The sequence below is a fragment of the Cellulomonas sp. HZM genome (assembly GCF_000708885.1).
GTDB lineage: Bacteria > Actinomycetota > Actinomycetes > Actinomycetales > Cellulomonadaceae > Cellulomonas.
The window spans coordinates 17,970-33,751 of sequence record NZ_JEOE01000027.1; the positions used below are offsets into that span (position 1 = coordinate 17,970).

Annotated in this window: 16 protein-coding genes; 6 read left to right on the forward strand and 10 right to left on the reverse strand. The window is 72.1% G+C overall.

Features of this window, described 5'->3' with window-relative positions; all coding sequences use genetic code 11:
* Positions 1 to 55: 55 nt before the first annotated feature.
* Together AW16_RS0112840 and AW16_RS0112845 are read left to right on the forward strand one after the other, a co-directional pair.
* Positions 56 to 913: a biotin--[acetyl-CoA-carboxylase] ligase gene (locus AW16_RS0112840; protein ID WP_034649145.1), complete on the forward strand. Its 858-nt coding sequence runs from the start codon at positions 56 to 58 to the stop codon at positions 911 to 913.
* Between the two features lie 14 nt (positions 914 to 927).
* Positions 928 to 2,055 carry an adenylate cyclase regulatory domain-containing protein gene (locus AW16_RS0112845; protein ID WP_369794792.1) on the forward strand — a complete coding sequence of 376 codons (1,128 nt, stop codon included), beginning with the start codon at positions 928 to 930 and terminating at the stop codon, positions 2,053 to 2,055.
* On the opposite strand, the gene AW16_RS0112850 is transcribed toward AW16_RS0112845, so the two are convergent.
* Both AW16_RS0112850 and AW16_RS0112855 read right to left on the reverse strand, forming a co-directional pair.
* A complete protein-coding gene (locus tag AW16_RS0112850; protein ID WP_029290984.1) occupies positions 2,039 to 2,404 on the reverse strand; it encodes a YciI family protein in 366 nt (121 codons plus the stop codon). The genes AW16_RS0112845 and AW16_RS0112850 overlap by 17 nt on opposite strands.
* 59 nt (positions 2,405 to 2,463) lie before the next feature.
* On the reverse strand, positions 2,464 to 3,207 hold the full coding sequence (locus AW16_RS0112855; protein WP_029290986.1) for an SOS response-associated peptidase: 744 nt from the start codon (positions 3,205 to 3,207) through the stop codon (positions 2,464 to 2,466).
* A gap of 116 nt (positions 3,208 to 3,323) precedes the next feature.
* Between AW16_RS0112855 and AW16_RS0112860 the strand changes: the two genes are divergently transcribed.
* On the forward strand, positions 3,324 to 4,598 hold the full coding sequence (locus tag AW16_RS0112860; RefSeq protein WP_051681931.1) for a multidrug effflux MFS transporter: 1,275 nt from the start codon (positions 3,324 to 3,326) through the stop codon (positions 4,596 to 4,598).
* A 6-nt stretch (positions 4,599 to 4,604) separates the two neighbouring features.
* Here AW16_RS0112860 and AW16_RS0112865 read toward each other — a convergent pair whose 3' ends face one another.
* Positions 4,605 to 5,828, reverse strand: coding sequence for an aminotransferase class I/II-fold pyridoxal phosphate-dependent enzyme (locus AW16_RS0112865; RefSeq protein ID WP_029290990.1), 1,224 nt, complete (start codon positions 5,826 to 5,828; stop codon positions 4,605 to 4,607).
* Positions 5,829 to 6,113: 285 nt separating this feature from the next.
* Between AW16_RS0112865 and AW16_RS18480 the strand changes: the two genes are divergently transcribed.
* The 3 genes from AW16_RS18480 (at position 6,114) to AW16_RS0112880 (ending at position 7,649) form a co-directional block, all read left to right on the forward strand.
* Positions 6,114 to 6,485 (forward strand): hypothetical protein, encoded by a 372-nt coding sequence (locus tag AW16_RS18480; RefSeq protein WP_156044176.1) that lies wholly within the window; start codon positions 6,114 to 6,116, stop codon positions 6,483 to 6,485.
* A 149-nt stretch (positions 6,486 to 6,634) separates the two neighbouring features.
* Positions 6,635 to 6,814, forward strand: coding sequence for a hypothetical protein (locus AW16_RS0112875; RefSeq protein ID WP_029290992.1), 180 nt, complete (start codon positions 6,635 to 6,637; stop codon positions 6,812 to 6,814).
* A gap of 472 nt (positions 6,815 to 7,286) precedes the next feature.
* Positions 7,287 to 7,649, forward strand: a complete 363-nt coding sequence (locus AW16_RS0112880; RefSeq protein WP_029290993.1) for a hypothetical protein — start codon at positions 7,287 to 7,289, stop codon at positions 7,647 to 7,649.
* A 271-nt stretch (positions 7,650 to 7,920) separates the two neighbouring features.
* Here the strand turns inward: AW16_RS0112880 and AW16_RS0112890 are convergent, their stop codons facing one another.
* The 7 genes from AW16_RS0112890 to AW16_RS0112920 form a co-directional block, all read right to left on the reverse strand.
* Positions 7,921 to 8,058, reverse strand: coding sequence for a hypothetical protein (locus tag AW16_RS0112890; RefSeq protein WP_029290997.1), 138 nt, complete (start codon positions 8,056 to 8,058; stop codon positions 7,921 to 7,923).
* A gap of 91 nt (positions 8,059 to 8,149) precedes the next feature.
* Positions 8,150 to 8,638: a hypothetical protein gene (locus AW16_RS0112895; RefSeq protein WP_034649150.1), complete on the reverse strand. Its 489-nt coding sequence runs from the start codon at positions 8,636 to 8,638 to the stop codon at positions 8,150 to 8,152.
* A gap of 104 nt (positions 8,639 to 8,742) precedes the next feature.
* A complete protein-coding gene (adhE, locus tag AW16_RS0112900; RefSeq protein ID WP_029291001.1) occupies positions 8,743 to 11,493 on the reverse strand; it encodes a bifunctional acetaldehyde-CoA/alcohol dehydrogenase in 2,751 nt (916 codons plus the stop codon).
* 189 nt (positions 11,494 to 11,682) lie between these two features.
* A complete protein-coding gene (locus AW16_RS0112905) occupies positions 11,683 to 13,395 on the reverse strand; it encodes a sodium:proton antiporter (RefSeq protein ID WP_029291003.1) in 1,713 nt (570 codons plus the stop codon).
* Between the two features lie 69 nt (positions 13,396 to 13,464).
* Positions 13,465 to 13,875 (reverse strand): Rrf2 family transcriptional regulator, encoded by a 411-nt coding sequence (locus AW16_RS0112910; protein ID WP_029291005.1) that lies wholly within the window; start codon positions 13,873 to 13,875, stop codon positions 13,465 to 13,467.
* 2 nt (positions 13,876 to 13,877) lie between these two features.
* Positions 13,878 to 14,918, reverse strand: a complete 1,041-nt coding sequence (locus AW16_RS0112915; protein WP_029291007.1) for a sulfate/molybdate ABC transporter ATP-binding protein — start codon at positions 14,916 to 14,918, stop codon at positions 13,878 to 13,880.
* Positions 14,915 to 15,703, reverse strand: a complete 789-nt coding sequence (locus tag AW16_RS0112920) for a sulfate ABC transporter permease (RefSeq protein WP_369794793.1) — start codon at positions 15,701 to 15,703, stop codon at positions 14,915 to 14,917. Before AW16_RS0112920 ends, AW16_RS0112915 begins: the two co-directional genes overlap by 4 nt.
* Between the last annotated feature and the right edge of the window lie 79 nt (positions 15,704 to 15,782).

Genomic DNA, 15,782 nt, shown 5'->3' on the forward strand with positions numbered 1-15,782 from the left:
CAAACCTGGGGCCACGGGTGTGGAGACAGGGGTGTGCGCTGCGACGATGGACGGCATGGCCGACCCCCTGCGTGCGCCCCTGGGCGCCGACGCCCTGAGCACGCTCCTGCTCGCGCCCGCCGGCCCGCTCGACCGGCTCGAGGTCGTCGCGAGCACGGGGTCGACGAACGACGACCTCGTCGCGGCGCTGCGCACGGACCCGCGCGCGTGGGCCGGCACCGGGCTGCTGGTCGCCGACCACCAGCTCGCGGGCCATGGCCGAGCGGGCCGCGGCTGGGAGACGCCGGCCGGTACCTCCCTGACGTGTTCGTTCGTCACGTGGCCGGAGGTCGACGTCGACGCGCTCGGGTGGCTCCCACTCCTCGCGGGCCTCGGCGTGGTCACGGCCGTGCGCGCGACCGCGGGAGTCCGCGCCGAGCTGAAGTGGCCCAACGACGTGCTGGTCCCGGGCGACGAGCCGCTCGAGGGCTGGGGGTCGGCACGCAAGGTCTCGGGCATCCTCACCCAGGCGGTCCCCACGCCGATCGGGCTCGCGGTCGTGGTCGGCATCGGCGTCAACGTGGCCCAGCGGTCCGACGAGCTGGCGGTCCCGAGCGCGACCTCTCTCGCGCTCGCGGGCGCGAGGGACCTGGACCGCGAGACGATGCTCGTCGCGCTCGTCGAGTCGCTCGCGCAGGTCACGGCACGGTGGCGCGCGGCGGACGGGGACGTCGTCGGCTCGGGCCTCGCGGCGGACGTCGCGGCGGTGTGCCGGACGCTCGGGACGCGCGTGCGCGTCGAGCTGCCGGGCGACGAGCTCCTGGAGGGCACCGCGACGGCGCTGGACGACGACGCCGCGCTGCTCGTCGTGGCCGACGACGGCACGACGCACCGCGTGCTCGCGGGTGACGTGCGCCACGTGCGGGACGCCTGAACTACCCTCGTCCCGTGCCCGACGACGGTCCCGTGGACCCACCCCTGGACGATGCGGCTGCTGTCGACGCCGTCGACGAGCCCGCCCGCCAGGAGCGTGCCGCGCTCGAGTCCACGGTCGAGGAGATCGACCGTGCGCTGCTGGGCGGCGACCGCACGTTCAGCGCGAACGACCTGGCCGACCGCGCGGGTATCGGCCTCGAGTTCGTCCGCGGCTTCTGGACGACGCTCGGCCTGCCGCACTCGGACCCGGACGACGAGGTGTACACCGAGCTCGACGCGCAGGCCGTCGACCGCGCGGCGTCGCTCGTGCGCGAGCACGGGCTCGACCTGCGCGCGGTCATCACCCTGACGCGCGCGCTCGGTCACACGTCCGACCGCCTCGCGCTGTGGCAGGTCGAGGCGCTCGTCGAGGACATGTCGACGCGGTACGAGCTCGACGACGCGACGGCCCGCCTGCTCGTGCTCGACCGCCTCGCGGACCTCGCCCCGGTGCTCGAGGCGCAGCTGGTGCACTCCTACCGCCGCCAGCTCGCAGCGATCGCCGGCCGCTACGCCGCCGAGTTCGGCGAGCTGCGCGACCCCGGCCCGGACCGCAGCGCCCTGCCCCTCGCGCGGGCGGTCGGCTTCGCGGACATGGTGTCCTTCACACGCCGGACCGCGGGCCTCGGGTCGACCGACCTGTCGCAGTTCGTGCAGCGCTTCGAGAGCGCCGCGCGCGACGTCGTCACCGCGGGCGGCGGCCGCGTCGTGAAGACGATCGGCGACGCGGTGCTGTTCGTCGCCGACGACCCCGCGACGGGCGCCCGCGTCGCGCTCGGGCTCGCCGAGACGCTGGGCCGTGAGCTCGACAGCGACGCCGTCCGCCTGGCAGGCCTCGCCGACGGCGCGCGCGGTGTCACGCCCGTGCGCGTCGGGTTCGTGTGGGGGCGCGTGCTGTCGCGCTTCGGCGACGTCTTCGGCCCGCCGGTCAACCTCGCGGCGCGGCTCACGGACATCGCCGACCCCAGCACGGTGCTCACCGACCCGGCCACGGCCCAGGTGCTCGCGGGCGTCGCCGGGCTGCGGCTCGACGAGCAGCCGACCGTCGAGCTGCAGGGCCTCGGCCCGGTGACTCCCGTGCTGCTCACCGGCGAGAGCTGAGCAGCTCCTCGGTCGCGGCGTCGTCCATGATCACGCGCACCTCCTGCGCGCAGCGGCAGGCCGCGGCGATCTTCGCGGCCCAGTGCAGCGCCTCCTCCCGGGTCGCCACGTCGACCACGGCGAAGCCGCCGACGACCTCCTTGGTCTCGGGGTAGGGGCCGTCGGTCACGGTGCCGTCGGTTGCGACGACGCTCGCGCGCTGGCGCTCGAGCCCCGCGCCGAACACCCAGACTCCTGCCTCGATGCCCTCGCGCTCGACGGCGTGCGAGTCGCGCGCGACGTCGTCCCAGTCGCCGTCGGGGATGTGGTCCATCGAGCCGTCGTCGAACGAGATCAGGTACTGCGTCATGGCACGTCTCCTTGTTCGTGGCGGTCCGGTCGGCCGCTCTCACCTGTGCGACGAACGGGTCAGCGTGGATCCGACACCGGCTCGTCCTCGCGTTCGACGTTGGCCGGTGAGTTGTTGGCGACCGTGTTGACCCGCGTCGAGACGGGGGTCGCCTCGATCAGCGGCGGCTCGGCCGTCAGTAGCGGGCGGGCGTGCTCGGCGTCGACCGCCGGGTCGAGCCACGCGTCCCAGTCCTCGCGGCGCAGCATGAGCGGCTGGCGGTCGTGGATGTGCTCGAGCTCGGGGAGCGCGGGGCGCGTGATGACGGTCGCGCTGACGAGCCAGCGGTCGGGGTCGTCGTCGGCCTTGCTCGGGTCCTTCCAGAACTCGTACAGGCCGGCGAGCGCGAGCACGTCCCCGTCGGCGGGGTGCAGGTAGAACGGCTGCTTGCGCTTGACCGGCGCGTCCGCGGCGGGCTTCTTCCACTCGAAGTACCCGTCGGCGGGCAGCAGCGCGCGGCGTGCCGCGAAGGGCCGCGCGAACGACGACTTCTCCGCGAGCGTCTCGACGCGCGCGTTGATCATCCGGTTGCCGACCGACGGGTCCTTCGCCCACGAGGGCACGAGCCCCCAGCGTGCGACGCGCAGCTGGCGCGTGATCTCGCCCGTCTCCTTGTCCGCGCGCTCGACGACCATCCGCACGCCGTCGGTGGGGGCGACGTTCCACGAGGGCCCGAGCAGGCGCACCTCGTCGGCGACGGTCGCGATCGCGAACTCGTCGGCCAATGCCTGGTCCTCACGGAAGGAGGCGTAGCGACCGCACATGCGCCCAGGGTGGCACGAGGCGCCGACACGGACCGAGCGACGCGGACGGGTGCTGGCGAGGACGCCGATCGAATCGATTCGCGTCGCGTGCGTCGACGGTGTCACGATGGATCCCGATGTCCTCCGAACGCCTCCCCGCAGCACCCGTCGCGCACCCGCCTGCGCAGGCCTCGTCGTCCCCCGACGTCGGCAGCTACCGCCCCAACGCGAAGTACGTCCTGCTGCTCGGCCTGATGTGCGCGCTCCCGGCGATCTCGAACGACATCTACCTCCCGTCCCTCCCGGACGTCGCGCGCGACCTGCACACCTCCGCCACCGCGGCCCAGCTCACGATGACCGCGATGATGCTCGGTGGCGCGGTCGGCCAGCTCGTCATCGGGCCGCTGTCCGACCGCCTCGGTCGCCGCACGCCGGTGCTGGTCGGCGTCGCGCTGCACGTCGTGACGTCGCTGCTGTGCGCGGTCGTGCCGTCCATCGGGGCGCTCGTCGGGCTGCGCGTGCTGCAGGGGTTCTTCAACGCGTCGGCGTCGGTCGTCGCGATGGCCGTGATCCGCGACCGCTTCGTCGGCGCCGCGGCCTCGGGGCTGATCTCGCGGCTCATGCTCGTCATCGGCATCGCGCCGCTGTTCGCCCCGTCCATCGGCGGCGCGATCGCGGGCGAGTGGGGCTGGCGCGCGGTGTTCGTCGCGCTCGCGGTGTTCGGGGCGACGCTCTGGGTGATCGTGTGGCGGCGGCTGCCCGAGACGCTGCCCGCCGAGCGGCGCCGCGGGTCCGGCATCCGCACCGCCCTGACCGGCTACGGGACGCTGCTGCGTGACCGGCACTTCGTCGCGCTCGCGCTGCTGCCGGGCTTCGGCACCGCGGTGCTCATGAGCTACGTCGTGGGGTCGCCGTTCGTGCTCATGGAGGGCTACGGGCTGACGGCTCAGCAGTTCGCGTGGCTGTTCGCGATCAACGGCATCGGGCTCGTCGGCGGTGCGCAGGTCAACGCCTACCTGGTGCGCCGCGTCGCGCCCATCCGGATCGTGCGCGTCGTGCTGCCCGTCTCGCTCGCCCTCACGTTGGGCCTGCTCACGCTCGCGATCACGGGTGCCGGCGGCCTCCCGCTGCTGCTCGTGACGCTCTGGCTCATCCTCGCGATGGTCAACTTCGCGCCGCCCAACGCGTCGGCGATCGCGCTGTCCCGGCACGGCGAGATCGCGGGCACGGCGGCGGCGTTCATCGGCGCGACGGGCGCCGCGATCGGCGGCGTCATCAGCCCGCTCACCAGCCTGCTGGGCGGCGACGCGCTCGCGATGGCCGTCGTGATGGTGGGCTCCGCGGCGACGGCGCTCGTCGTCCTCGCGCTCGCTACGCCCGCCTACCACCGCGGCGGCGCCTGGTCCGGCTGACGCGCGTCAGCGACCGAGCCGCGCGAGCCCCTCGACGGCCCGTTCGAGGACGTCCTCGCGCTTGACGAACGTGAACCGCACCCAGGACGCGAGCGCCTCGTCGGCCGACGAGCCCGCGGTGGTGAACGCCCGCACCGGCACGCCCACGACCCCCGCGAGCGCGGGCAGCGCGCGGCACAGCTCCGCGCCGTCCTCGTGCCCGAGCGGCCTCGCGTCGGCGAGCACGAAGTAGGTCCCGTCGGGCCGCACCACGTCGAGCCCCGCCGCGACCAGCCCCTCGCACAGCAGGTCGCGCCGCCGCGCCAGGGACGCCGCGAGATCGTCGACCCACTGCGCGACGCCCGGGTCCCGCAGCGCGAACGCGACCGCGGGCTGGAACGGCGCCCCGGACACGTAGGTGAGGAACTGCTTCACCGTCCGCACCGCCGCGACGAGGTGCTCCGGCCCCGCGACCCACCCGATCTTCCATCCGGTGAAGGAGAACGTCTTGCCGGCCGACGAGATCGTCAGCGTGCGCTTCGCCATGCCGGGCAGCGACGCGATCGGCACGTGCGGCGGGCGCCCGTGCGGGCCGTCGAGCGTGAGGTGCTCGTACACCTCGTCGGTCACGACGAGCGCGTCGTGCCGCTGCGCGAGGCGCGCGACCGCGACCAGCTCGTCGTGCGTGAGCACCGCGCCCGTGGGGTTGTGCGGGGTGTTGAGCAGGACGATGCGCGTGCGGTCGGTGAACGCCTGCTCGAGGGCGGCGAGGTCGACCCGGAACCCGTCGGGCGTCGCGCGCAGGGGAGCGGTGGTGTGCGTCGCGCCGGCCATCGCGACCACGGCCGCATAGGCGTCGTAGAAGGGCTCGAGCGTCAGCACCTCGTCGTCCGGGCCGGCCAGTGCGAGGACGCTCGCGGCGATCGCCTCGGTCGCCCCCGCGGTGACGAGCACCTGGGTGCCCGGGTCGACGACGAGCCCGTAGCGGGCGGCCTGGTGCTCGGCGATCGCCTCGCGCAGCTCAAGGATCCCCGGCCCGGGCGGGTACTGGTTGGCGCCGTCGGCGATCGCCCGCTGCGCTGCCGCCGCCACGGACGCGGGGCCGTCGACGTCGGGGAACCCCTGGCCGAGGTTGATCGCGCCCGTGCTCGCGGCGAGCGCGCTCATCTCGGCGAAGATCGTCGCGCCCGGCGTCCCGTCGGCGCGCAGCAGTCCCGCGGCACGGGCGACGGAGGTCCAGCGTCGGGTCATGCGGGCAAGGCTAGGGGTGCCATGGGGCCAGAGGGATGTGGACGGATCGATTGGTCGGCTACCTTGCTCGCACGACTCCACGTCCGGGGGCCTCGTACGCGAACCAGGGGTGACTCCGATGAAGGCTCTTCTACCTCGGTGCGTATCCGGTCGCGTCGTGTGGAGCGGGCGGTTGCTAGAAGTCGTGGGATCCGCTCAAGCAGTTGAACCTGCGCCCACCCGTCAGCTTGGCCGCGGCACGTCGCTCTCCCCGCTCTCATCCTTTGGGAAGGGGGAGTAGCCCCGATGGCATCCTGCGCCTACTTCTCTGTCGAGAAGGGTCTTCTCTCGATCTTCAACAGCGCTGGGCAGGTCGTCTGGCACGGGATGCCCGACGGGTTACCCGTCGTCGATCTGCGGCTTGCACAAGATGAAACGTCGGCGGTGGTCCTCCTCGATCCCCCCGACGGTAGCGGACGTATTCACAATCTAGTTAGCATCTCGAACGCTGGCGCGATCCTCTGGCGCGGTCAACTGCCACGCGACGAAGCTTCGGATGCGTTCGTCAGCCTAGAGATGGGAACCGATAGCCGGGTGCTCGCGAACACGTGGAGCGGGTATCGGCTGCGGCTGAATCCTCGCTCGGGTCGCATCGAAGGTCAGGTACCGACGAAGTGACGCTCTCGAGCCGGTCAAATTCATGATCGAGTAGCGGCAGGACGCAACTCAGCGTCCGTGGGAGGCCGCGCCCGTCTGCACCCCGGCGGCTCGGTTGATGGGCACGTCGCGAGCTACGTCAAATACAGTGACGGTCTGAGGAGGTACGCGTGCGGCTGATCAACATCCGCGGAAACGGGGTGCACCGGGACGCCGTCGGCGTGGCACTCGTCAGCTGCTCGGCGGCGCCGATCTTCCTGATCTACTACTCGCTCTGGTGGATCGCGCCTGCGGTCATCATGCTGTTGACCGGTCTGGTGCTGATACGGAGAACCGGGAGAAGCCGATGAATCGGTGTCGCAACGCCTCCACGTCATGGGCGTCATTCCTTGCGCCGCGACCAGTCATCAGGCAGGCGATGCGATAGTGGGCGTCGCTCTATGGATCGTGGCGTTGCTCGCCTGCGAGGCCGTCATCGTGATACTCGTCCTCCGCGGACCTCAACTTGACGCGGAGGCGCGTTCTTTCGCAGCTTCGGCCGTGCCGTGCGTTCATAGCGAAGGTTGAGGTGGACCTGTCGCGACTGGGCATCGATCCAACGGCGGTGCTCGGCCTCCGAGACGCCTCGTCGTGGTGGTTTCTTGTCTGGCCTTCGCTCGCCGTGCGACGCGCCGATGAAGGGTGACGCGTGCCCGAGTCGGTCTCTCGTGGAGAATCTCGACGTGTCAGATGAACTCGTCTCCGGTATCGCCGTAGCGGGTGAACGAGGGCGTGTCTCCCAAGTCCGTGTTCTTGGTCCACCACGGCGGCTAGATTGCGGCCATGGTGAGCGAAGGTGTCCAGGACTACTGCGACTGGTGCTTCGGTGCGTTGACGGAGGCGGCCCGCGCGAGGTCGCGTTGGCTGGGGCTGGCGACGGAGGACGCCTGGGCCTGTGGGAATTGCCTCACGGCGGGCCGGTACCGGGAGCCGCCGGACGGATGGTCCGGCCCCGAGGAGGAGTGGCTGGCCAGAGACGAGTACGTCCTGAGCGGCGACGACTTGCTTGCGATCGTGAACGCACTGAACGAGGTGCTCCACGGCCCGGACGCGATCGAGGAATGGGAGTTCCAGTCGCGCCTGGGCGTCACGCGTGCGGAAGCTTTCCAGACGATGCGCCGCATCGGCGGTCGAGGAATCGCTTAGGTCGCGCGTCGCAGGTAGGTGAGCCGTAAGACGATGGCTCGCAGGACGGCGACGTTGCGGCCCCGGTAGTCGACCTGGTCGAACGCCGGCGGGCGTCCGCCACGTGAGGCGCGCCGCTTGCGGTGAGCGATCTGGTCAGGCGGCTGCGGAATGACGGCGACGAATCCGCGCGAGCGCAACAGCGCGCTGTTGCCGCGGGAGGAGTACGCCTTGTCCGCGCGTAGGCGCTCGGGCCGGGTCCGCGCGCGTCCAGGCCGGAGGCCGACTGGCGTCAGTACATCCCGCCCGCGGCTGCGAGGCCGGCGAGGACCACGAGCCCGACCGACATGCACGCGGCCACCACCCACCACTCCACCTGGTGGTGGCGACGGATCGCTCGACGGACGGCCATGTCTTCCAAGATCGGCATCCGGGCGCCTACGGACAACGAACCGCGCCGACGAGCGTGAAAATCACCCGTTCGGCGTGCAAGATCGGCGCGATCCGGTCAGACGGACCGCCTACGAGGTCGCCTTCAGCTGGTCGGCGAGCTTCTGCAGCTGGTCGGACAGGCTCTGCACGCCGTCGGCGCTCGAGCCCTGCACGGAGGACTTGGCGTCCTCGAGCGCCTGCCGCGCCTTCTCGACCTGCGCCTGCGCCTTGGCGCGTGCGTCGTCGCCGGCAGCCGAGGCGGAGGCCTGTGCGTCGTCGAGCGACGCCTGCGCCTGCGCGACGGCGGCCTGCGCGTCCTCGACGGCCTGGCGTGCCTTGTCGTCGGCCGACGACAGCTGGGCCTTGAGCTCGTCGGCCTTCGCCTTGGCCTGGTCCGCGCTGGCGCGCGCGGAGTCGAGCCTGGCGCGCAGGTCGTCGACCGCGCCGCGTGCGCTCGACGCGGCCGCCTTGGCCTTCGAGGACGCGTTGTCGATGTCGGCGTCCGAGCAGGCGGCGGCACCGAGGAGCAGGCCCGCGACGAGCGGGACGACGACGAACGAGCGGTGCGGCACGGGCATGAGAGCTCCTGTCGTGGGGTGCCACCAGGATCGCCTCATCCACAGACCGCGGCAAATGGCGACGCCCCGCCGGTCGGGGGACGCAGGGCCCGCGCCCGAGGCGGTCAGACCTCGATCTGCCCGCTCCTGCGGCCACGGACGTCCTCCAGCGACGTTCCGTAGTAGGCCGCGGTCATCAGGTCCTTCATGTCGTCGATCATCGGCATCCGCGGGTTGGCGGGTGCGCACTGGTCCTCGTAGGCGCCCATCGCGACCTCGCCGAGCCGGGAGATGAACTCCTGCTCGTCGACGCCCTGCGCCTGGAAGGACGACGGGATGCCGACCTTGGAGCGCAGCGCCTCGACGGCCAGCGCGTACGACTCGACGCCCTCGGCCGGCGTGGAGGCCGGCAGGCCGAGCATCGCGGCGATCTGCTGGAACCGCTCCGGGGCGACGTAGTGCTCGTACTTCGGCCAGCTCGTGAGCTTCGTCGGGACCGTGCCGTTGTAGCGGATCACGTGCGGCAGGAGGGTCGCGTTCGTGCGGCCGTGGACCAGGTGGTAGGTCGAGCCGACGACGTGCGCCATGGCGTGCACGATCCCGAGGAACGCGTTGCCGAAGCTCATGCCGGCGATCGTCCCGGCGTTGTGCATCTTCTCGCGGGCGTCCTTGGTGGCCGGGTCGTCGGCCGAGCCGTTCACCGACTGCGCCAGGTTGTCGAAGATCAGGCGGATCGCCTGCAGCGCCATGCCGTCCGTGAAGTCGTTGGCGTAGACGCTGACGTACGCCTCGGTGGCGTGCGTCAGGGCGTCGAAGCCGGAGTCCGCGGCGAGCGACGCCGGCATCTTCGAGGTCAGCACCGGGTCGATGATCGCGACCGACGGCGTCAGCGCGTAGTCCGCGAGCGGGTACTTCTTGCCCGCCTCGGGGTCGGAGATGACCGCGAACGGCGTGACCTCGGCGCCGGTGCCCGACGTGGTCGGGATGCAGACGAGCTGCGCGAGCTCGCCCAGCACCGGGAACTTGAAGGCACGCTTGCGGACGTCGAAGAACTTCTGCTTGAGGTCGGAGAAGTCGATCTCCGGGTGCTCGTACAGCAGCCACATGACCTTCGCGGCGTCCATCGGCGACCCGCCGCCCAGGGCGATGATCGTGTCGGGGCGGAAGTGCCGCATGCTCGCGGCGCCCTTCTGCACGGTGCGCACGCTCGGCTCGGGCTCGACCTCGTCGATGATCTGCAGCGCGACCTTCTCGCCGCGGCGGTTGAGCACCTCGATGATGCGGTCGACGAACCCGAGGGTCGTCATGGTCGCGTCCGTGACGATCGTGACGCGGCTGACGCCGGCCATGTCGGACAGGTAGCGGATCGCGTTGGGCTCGAAGTACGTCTTGGCGGGCACCTTGAACCACTGCAGGTTGTTGTTGCGGCGCCCGACGCGCTTGATGTTGATGAGGTTCACCGCCGAGACGTTGTTCGAGACGGAGTTGTGGCCGTACGAGCCGCAGCCGAGGGTCAGCGACGGGATGAACGCGTTGTAGATGTCGCCGATGCCGCCGAGCGAGCTCGGGGCGTTCTCGATGACGCGGATCGCCTTGACGCGGCTGCCGAAGAGCTCGGTCAGCGCGTGGTCACGGGTGTGGATCGCGGCGGAGTGGCCCAGGCCGTCGAACTCGACCATCTGCTCGGCCAGCGAGATGCCCTGCTCGGTCGTCGTCGCGCGCAGCACGGCGAGCACCGGCGCGAGCTTCTCGCGCGTCAGCGGCTCGGACGGGCCGACGCCGGAGACCTCGGCGAGGATGATCGAGGTGTCGGCGGGCACGGAGAACCCGGCCTGCTCGGCGATCCACTGCGGCGACTGGCCGACCACCGACGCGTTGAGCTTGGCGCCCGCGCAGTTCTCGGAGCCGGCGGCGACGCCGAAGACGAACTCCTCGAGCAGCTTCTTCTCCGCCGGGGTCGCGCGGTACGCGTGCAGCACGGCGAACTCGGCCATCGCGGCGTCGTAGATCTCGTCGTCCAGGATCACGGCCTGCTCGCTCGCGCAGATCATGCCGTTGTCGAACGCCTTGGACAGCACGACGTCGTTGACGGCCCGCTTCAGCTTCGCGGTCTTCTCGATGTACGCGGGGACGTTGCCCGCGCCGACGCCGAGCGCCGGCTTGCCGCACGAGTACGCCGCGCGGACCATCGCGTTGCCGCCGGTCGCCAGGATCATCGAGACGCCCGGGTGGTTCATGAGCGCGTTGGTCGCGGCGATCGAGGGGCTCTCGACCCACTGGATGCAGTGCTCGGGCGCACCCGCGGCGACGGCCGCGTCGCGGACCACGCGGGCCGCGGCGACCGAGGACTCCTGCGCGCCTGGGTGGAACGCGAAGATGATCGGGTTGCGCGTCTTGAGCGAGATGAGCGACTTGAAGATCGCGGTCGACGTCGGGTTGGTCACGGGCGTGACGCCGCAGATGACCCCGACGGGCTCGGCGATCTCGGTGATGCCGTTGATCTCGTCGCGGCGGATCACGCCGACGGTCTTGAGGTCGGCCATCGAGTTGGTGACGTGCTCGCACGCGAAGATGTTCTTCACGGCCTTGTCCTCGAACGCCCCGCGGCCCGTCTCGGCCACCGCGTGCTGCGCGAGGACGCCGTGCTGGTCGAGCGCGGCGACCGAGCCCTTCTTGACCAGGTGGTCCACGTCCTCCTGCGTGAAGCGCGCGTACTCCGCCAGCGCCTTCGTCGCGTTCGCGACGAGCCGGTCGATCTGCGCCGCGACGTCCTGCTCGGGAGTCGTCGTCGCGGTGGTGGTCCCCGCGGCCGCCGGGACCGACGCGTCGGTCTTGCGGCTCTTGGTACTGGCGGGCTTGGCGGTGGTGGTGCTCACGGGGGTCTCCTCGCGTCGAGGCTGGACGGTGGTGCCGGGGCGTTGGCTGGAGGCTTCGTCCTCGACGTCTTCGACGCTACGGAGCGGGGGTGCGCGTGGGGTGGGGCGAAGGTCCCGAGCACGCCGGAAGGGGCCGACGAGCGCCCGCTCGTCGGCCTCGGACCGGGACCTGCGTCCCGGGTCGTGGGCTCAGCCCTCGATGCGGGACACCCAGGACGACGACAGCGCCTCGTCCTCCAGGTCCAGCTCGCGCAGCATCTGCCGCATCACGGTCTCGTCGAGGTCGCCCGCGTCCCGGTGCTCCATGAGCACGTCGCGCTGCGCGGCGATGATCGCGCGCCGCAGCCGCTGCGTGCGCGCGACCTCCTTGACGCCGGGCAGCTGGCCGGTCGGCGGCCGTCCCGCGGGACCGAGCCCGCGCACGCTGTCGGACGGGTCGAGGCCGTCGGGCAGCAGCTCCTCGGCGTTGTCGGGGTCGAGCACGACGGCCGCCGCGGCCGCACGCGTGCGCCACACGTCGCTGAGCTTCGCGATGACCGCATCCGCCTTCTCGTCGCCCATCGCGCGTGCCCACTGCGGACGCTGCTCCGCGAGGAGCCGCTGCACGGCGTCCGCGGTGGCGACCCGCATCGCCGCCTCCTGGCTCGCGTCGTCGGCGCTCTCGGCGGCCGAGCCGACCCCCAGCCGCACGATCACGCGCGGGAGCGTGAGCCCCTGCAGCAGCAACGTCCCGATCGCCACCGTGTACGCCGCGAGCTGCAGCGTCGCGCGGTGGTCGAACGGCTCTCCGTTCATCGTCACCGGGATCGCAGCCGCCGCCGCGAGCGTCACGACGCCACGCATGCCCGCCCAGGAGACGACCGCCGACTCGCGGGCGGACAGCGCGTCGTGCTCGGGCCGGTGCGAGCCTGGCAGCCGCACGTTGTCCACCCACGTCGTCGCGAACACGTACACGGGTCGTACGAGGATGGCGACGAGCAGCACCGCGAGCGAGACGAGTGCCGCGTGCGCGAACCCCTGGTCGGACTCGACGACGTCGCGCACCACCCACGGCAGCTGGATCCCGATGAGCGCGAACGTGAACGCCTCGAGCAGGAGGTCGAGCGTGCTCCAGATGGGCCCCTCGTAGAGCCGCGTCGCGTACCCCGCGCGCGGTGACGTGTGGCCCAGGTACAGGCCGGCGGCGACGACCGCGAGCACGCCCGAGCCGCCGATCGCCTCTGCCGCCCAGTACGCGGCGAACGGCGTGAGCAGACCGACGGCGGACGCGACGACCGGGTCGTCGAGCCGCATCCGCACCTTGTGCACCAGCCAGCCCAGCACGAGCCCCACCGCGACGCCCGCGACGACAGCGACCGTGAACGTCCACAGCCCGCTGCCGAGTGCCCATGCGCCGGTCGCGACCCCGGCGAGCGCGACCTTGTAGAGCGTGAGCGAGGTCGCGTCGTTGATGAGGCTCTCGCCGGACAGCAGGGTCATGACGCGGCGGGGCAGGCCCAGTCGTCGGCCCACCGCGGACGCGGCGACCGCGTCCGGTGGCGCGACGACCGCGCCGAGCACGAGCGCCGCCGCGAACGGCACGCCGGGGTCGAGCCACCAGAACACGACCGCGACGACGAGCGCGCTGACCAGTACGAGCCCGACCCCGAGGCGCGTGATCGCGTTGAGGGACGTGCGGAAGTCGCGGTACGACGAGGACAGCGCCGCGGAGTAGAGCAGGGGCGGGAGGACGAACTCGAGCAGCAGCTCGGGGTCCACCTCGAACCGTGGGACGCCGGGGACGAACGACACGGCGAGCGCGACCGCGACGACGACGAGCGGCGCGGCCCAGCCCCGCCGTCGGCACACGGCCGCGACGAGCACCGCACCGACCACCAGCAGGAACACCTCGACGTGGTGCATGCGTCCTCCTCTGCTCGGGTCCGGGGGACATCGTCGCAAACGACCTGGTGCCCGGCTGAGCACGGACTCTCAGCCGGGGATGCGCCCCTCGAGCACGTCGGCGAGCGTGATCGAGTCCAGCAGGTCGTGCAGACGCTCGTCGACCGCACCCCACAGCGACGGCAGGTTCCGCGCCACGCCCTGGTACTGCAGCGTGCCGGGGGTGGCGGCGCGCACGGTCACGAACGGGCCGTCGAACTGGCTGACCAGCGACCCGACCCGCACCTGCGACGCGGGCCGCGCGAGCTGGTATCCGCCGTGCGAGCCGCGCCGGCTCACGACGTAGCCGGCCTTGCGCAGCTCACCCAGCACGGTCTCGGCGTAGTCGTGCGGGAGGCCCTGCGCCGCGGCGAGGTCGGACGCGCTGACCAGGTCGGGCGAGCGCTCGGCGAGGTGGAGCAGGGCCTGGAACGCGTAGTCGACCTTCGCGGAGATCCGCACGCTCAGGCCCGTGCGGCGGCGGTCTGGGCTTCGGCGGTCTGGGCGGCCGGCTCGCTCGTCGGGCCCGCTGCGGGCACCGGTGAGTCGACGAGCGCGCGCAGCCACACGGTCTGCCCCTCGACGAGCCCCTGCTCCTCGACCTGGGCGCGTGTGAGCTGCACCCACGGGGTCGACCCGTCCGCGGCCCGCGCCTCGGCGCGCACCTCGTGGCCCACCCGGTGCAGACGCGTCAGGACGACCTCGTGCGCGCCCGTGCGCTCGTCGCGCAGCACCTCGACGTCGTGCGGGCGCACCAGGTCGCCACCCAGCCGGGTCACCGGGCCGAGGAACCTCATGACGAACTCGTTGGCCGGCCGGTCGTACAGATCGCTGGGGGAGCCGACCTGCTCGATGCGGCCCTCGTTGATGACGACGATCTCGTCGGCGACCTCGAGCGCCTCCTCCTGGTCGTGCGTGACGAACAGGGTGGTGACGTGGACCTCGTCGTGCAGGCGGCGCAGCCACTCGCGCAGCTCCTTGCGGACCTGGGCGTCGAGCGCGCCGAACGGCTCGTCGAGCAGCAGCACCTCGGGCTGCACCGCGAGCGCGCGGGCCAGCGCCATGCGCTGGCGCTGCCCGCCCGAGAGCTGCGACGGCAGGCGGTCCGCGAGGTGCTCGAGGTGCACCAGCTCGAGGAGCTCCTGCACGCGCGCGCGGACCTCGGCCTTGGGGCGGCGGCGGATCTCGAGCCCGAACGCGACGTTCCGCGCCGTGCTCAGGTGCTTGAACGCCGCGTAGTGCTGGAACACGAACCCGACGCTGCGCCGCTGTGGCGGCTCCCAGGTCGCGTCGCGCCCGGCGATCTCGACCGTCCCGCTGTCGGGGAAGTCGAGGCCCGCGATGATCCGCAGCAGCGTCGACTTGCCGCCGCCGCTGGGCCCCAGCAGCGCCGTGAGCGCGCCGGGACGGACCTCGAGGTCGACGTCCTGCAGCGCCGCGAACTTCCCGAACGAGCGGTTCACGCCGCGCACGACGATGCCCTGGTCGGGCGTGGGCTGGCTCATGACCGGTCCTCCTTGGGCCGCAGCGCGGCGATGACGGCGATCAGCACGACGGCGATCGCCATGAGCACGAACGCGGCGGCGAACGCCTGGCGCTGCGCGTCCGCCCCGAACTCCTGGTAGGCGTCGTTGACGTAGAGCGTGAGGGTCTGCGAGGTCCCGGCCACCGAGCCGGACACGACACGGACCGCACCGAACTCCCCGAGGGACCGCGCGAGGCTGAGCGCCACGCCGTACGCGAGCGCCCAGCGGATCGTCGGGAGCGTGATGCGCACGAAGCGCTGCCACGCGCTCGCGCCCAGCGACTGCGCGGCCTGCTCCTGCTCGAGGCCGGCCTCCTCGAGCGTGGGCACCACCTCGCGCAGCACGAGCGGCAGCGAGACCAGCACGGTCGCGAGCACCATGCCCGGCACCGCGAAGATCACCTGGAAGCCGATGCGCTCGAGCGCGGGCCCGAACCAGCCGTACGTGCCGTACACGAGGATGAGCGCGACGCCCACGACGACGGGCGAGATCGACACCGGCAGGTCGATGATCGCGCTCAGCAGGCGGCGGCCGGGGAAGCGGTAGCGCGTGAGCAGCAACGCCATGCCGACGCCGAACACCGTGTTGAGCACCACCGCGATCCCCGCGACGAGCACGGTCAGGCGCAGCGCGGCGAGGAAGTCGGGGGAGCGCAGCACGTCGAGCACGGGGCCGACGCCGTCGGCGAACGTGTGCTGGACCACCGAGGCGACGGGCAGCGCGACCAGGCCGAGCACGTAGAGCAGCGCGATCACGCGCAGCACCCAGGCGGTGGGGCTGATGCGGCGTCGTCGTCGCGCGAGCCTGCTCGTCGGTCCGTTCGGCGGCGGCGGGGTGGTCGGC